The organism is Paracoccus sphaerophysae, assembly GCF_000763805.1.
GTDB lineage: Bacteria > Pseudomonadota > Alphaproteobacteria > Rhodobacterales > Rhodobacteraceae > Paracoccus > Paracoccus sphaerophysae.
In genome coordinates this window covers 1-3,433 of sequence record NZ_JRKS01000120.1, presented here as the reverse complement: position 1 = coordinate 3,433, position 3,433 = coordinate 1, and the positions used below count along the sequence as shown (strand labels likewise).

The window sequence follows — 3,433 nt, the reverse complement described above, 5'->3', positions numbered from 1 at the left end:
GTCCGACAGGGACTGGCGTCGCTTCCTTGCCTCTTGGCTCCCTCGCGGCGCCGTGGCTGCGAAATGGCGCTTTGCGGCTGACCGGGGATGTGCCGGGTCGCGGCGGTCGCGGCTCGCCCCAACCCGGCTCTCCCAGGCTCGGCGCGGCGGCAGCAGGGCGCCGGCCGGGCCCGCGGGCGCGGCGTCGGGATCGGCGGCGTTGGGGTCGGGGTAATCGACGTTGCGGGCGCCGCCGAACTGGTTGGCCTGCACCGGCCCCAGCCGCAGCCGGTCAAAGTTCATGTCGACCAGATCGCGCAGCCGCTCGGGGCGGTTCAGATAGGCCCATTCGGCGCGCAGGACGCCCAGGTCCTCGCGCAGCCGGGCGATCTCGTCCTGGACGGCGCGCATCTCGTCGATCTGGGCCTGGGTGCGGTAATTCTCGCGATAGGCCCAGAAGGCGAGGCCCATCACCGCCAGCACCGTCAGCAGATACATCAGCGCCCGCATCAGCCCGCCCCCGGCAGCCGCGGCAAGCCCAGCGCGGCCGGGTCGGCGGCCCCCGCCGGCGCGTCGGTCCGCACCGCGACCCGCAGGAAAGCCGACCGGGAGCGCGGATTCGCGGCCAGCTCGGCCTCGTCTGCGCCGATCGCGCGGCGGAAGGGCAGCGTGAATGCGGGCGCCTCGTGGCGGATCTCGGGGGCGTAGCGGCTGCCGCCGCCCGCGGCATTGGCGCGCGACTGCACGAAGCGCTTGACGATGCGGTCCTCGAGCGAGTGGAAGCTGACCACCGCCAGCCGACCGCCGGGTTTCAGCGCGCGCTCGGCCGCGGCAAGGCCCGCGACCAACTGGCCGAATTCGTCGTTCACCCAGATGCGGATGGCCTGGAAGCTGCGCGTCGCCGGGTGGCTCTGCCCCGGCTTGGGGCGCGGCAGGCAGGACTGCACGACATCGACCAGTTGCGCGGTCGTGCCCAGCGGCCGTGCTGCCACGATGGTGCGGGCGATGCGGCGGGCGGCGCGTTCCTCGCCATAATGATACAGCACGTCGGCGATGCGGGCCTCGTCGGCGGTGTTCAGCAGATCGGCGGCGCTCGGCCCGTCCTGCGCCATCCGCATGTCCAGCGGCCCGTCGCGCAGAAAGGAAAAGCCGCGCTCGGCCTGGTCCAGCTGCATCGAGCTGACGCCCAGGTCCAGCACCACCCCGTCCACGGACTCACCGGCGAGCGTATCGAGATCCGAAAACGTCCCCTGCACCAGCCGCAGCCGGTCGCCGTAATCGCCCGCCCAAGCCCTGGCCATCGCGAACACCGCCGGGTCGCGGTCGATGCCGATCACCCGGTCGGCGCCGGCGTCCAGCAGCCCGCGGGCGTAGCCGCCGGCGCCGAAGGTGCCGTCAACCCAGACCCCGCCGACGGGGGCGACCGCCGCCAGCAGCGGACGCAGCAGGACCGGGACATGCGGGGCGGTCATCAGGCATCGGCCGGCGGGGCCGGCGGCAGCAGCGACAGCGGATCGGCGCCGGGTTCCAGCGCCGGCATCTCGGCCTCGATCGCGGCCAGGTCGGCGTCGTGGGTTTCCGGGGTCGAGACCTTGAGATAGTCGCCCTGCGCCATGAAGAAGGCGCGGTCGTCCAGGCCGATCTTTTCGCGCAGGCGCTGGGGCAGGACAAGGCGGCCATCGGCGTCGATGTCGGCCTCTTCGGACAGGCCGTTCATCAGCGTTTCCAGGTAGCTGCGTTCCGAGGACCCGCGCGGCATCCGGCTGATGCCCTGATCGATCTCGTCGATCGCCTCGATGGTGTAAAGCCGCAGATGGGTCCAGTCGGCAAAGCCGTAGACGACGACCAGCTGGGCGCGCTTGCCCTGGGCATAGTCGGGGTCCGAGGCTTCGAACACGCGGCGGAACTTGGCCGGGATCGAGACGCGCCCCTTGGCGTCGACCTTGACCTCTTCCGAGCCTCTGAACCTGCGCGCCAAGCCCGCTTCCTTCCACTGTCCCTTCGCCACAGACGGGAAAGGGCGGATCGGGCCGCTGCCACTGCCCGATCCGCCGCCCTCGTCCCATCTCTGGGCCCCGAAGTTTCGGGGATCGCCCGGCGTTCTGTGCGCCACCTTGGGGGAAGGTGCTGCTCGCGCGCGGCCGGGTCGTCGTCGGAATGGCGGGTGCCTGTATGAAGCCTGCCTTGGCTGGGGTCTTGCCGCCCCTTCGCTGCCCGTCTTCCGTGAGACAAGGGATGACATGGGAATACACGGGAAGCAACGGGTTTCTGGGCCGGATCTCACCCGGCAAGCACGCAGCCTCACGCGAACGCGACGGGAACATCCGGTTAAACCGGGTTAACATTTCGCAGATGTGGGAAGGGGCGGTTACGCGGCATCTAGATGTGGTTGCTGCCGAACTGTGGCAGAATAGTCCCAGATTTTCCCAATGTCGGCAAAACATCAGGCCGCAGGGGCGCGGCGACTGCCGAGGTCCGGGATTTGCCGCTCCTCACGCCCCTTCACGGCGCTGCGATTCGCCGGGAATCGCGCGTTGCCCGCCCGTCAACCCAGCCCCTCCGGGCAGACTGGCGTGCCCTGTCCCGTAAATTCCCGCGCCACGAACCCCGGCCTCCCGTCAGACCTCAGGCCATCCCGCCCTGCACCAGCCGGTCGGCCAGCCGCGCATAGGCGTCGGCCACCGGCCCCGCGCCCAGCGCCACCGGACGGCCGGAATCGCCGCCCTCGCGCACCGACAGGTCCAGCGGGATCTCGCCCAGATAGGGCAGGCCGCGGGCCTGCGCCTCGGCCGCGACGCCGCCGTGACCGAACAGATGCGCCTCGTGCCCGCAATTCGGGCAGACATACGAGGACATGTTCTCGACCAGGCCCAGCACCTGAGTCTTCAGCTTGTCGAACATGTCGATCGCCCGCCGCGCGTCGATCAGCGCCACGTCCTGCGGCGTCGAGACGATGATCGCGCCGGTGACCGGGGCCTTCTGGCACAGGCTCAGCTGCACGTCGCCGGTGCCCGGCGGCAGGTCGACCAGCAGCACGTCCAGCGCGCCCCATTCGACCTGGTTCAGCATCTGCTGCAGCGCGCCCATCAGCATCGGGCCGCGCCAGACCACCGCCTCGCCGTCCTTCATCATCAGCCCCAGCGACATCATGGTGACGCCATGCGCCTGCACCGGGATGATCCGGTCGCCTTCGCTGCGCGGGCGGCCGGTCACCCCCAGCATTCGCGGCTGGCTGGGGCCATAGATGTCGGCGTCCAGCACGCCCACGCGCCGGCCGGCGCGGGCCAGCGCCACGGCGAGGTTCGTCGTCAGGGTCGATTTCCCCACCCCGCCCTTGCCCGAGCCGATGGCAAGGATGCGCTGCACCCCCGGGATCGCCTGCGGCCCGGCCTGCGGAGTCGGGTGGCGGCCGATGGTCAGGCTGGGCGGCGCGCCCGCCCCCCCGCCCCCGCCC

General features: G+C 71.2%; 4 protein-coding genes. All 4 read right to left on the bottom strand.

The window, feature by feature from the left end:
• Nucleotides 1–489 (bottom strand): cell division protein FtsL (gene ftsL, locus IC63_RS19290; protein ID WP_408633592.1); only part of this gene is annotated, 489 nt, incomplete at its 3' end.
• The gene (gene rsmH / locus IC63_RS16605) at nt 489–1,451 is read right to left on the bottom strand and encodes a 16S rRNA (cytosine(1402)-N(4))-methyltransferase RsmH (protein ID WP_036722689.1); all 963 of its coding nucleotides are present in this window, start codon (nt 1,449–1,451) and stop codon (nt 489–491) included. The genes ftsL and rsmH, both read right to left, overlap by 1 nt.
• Nucleotides 1,451–1,957 carry a division/cell wall cluster transcriptional repressor MraZ gene (mraZ, locus tag IC63_RS16600; RefSeq protein WP_036722685.1) on the bottom strand — a complete coding sequence of 169 codons (507 nt, stop codon included), beginning with the start codon at nt 1,955–1,957 and terminating at the stop codon, nt 1,451–1,453. The genes rsmH and mraZ overlap by 1 nt, the downstream gene beginning before the upstream one ends.
• Nucleotides 1,958–2,604: 647 nt before the next feature.
• Nucleotides 2,605–3,433: Mrp/NBP35 family ATP-binding protein (locus IC63_RS16595; RefSeq protein WP_036722684.1), on the bottom strand; the 829-nt coding region annotated here is incomplete at its 5' end.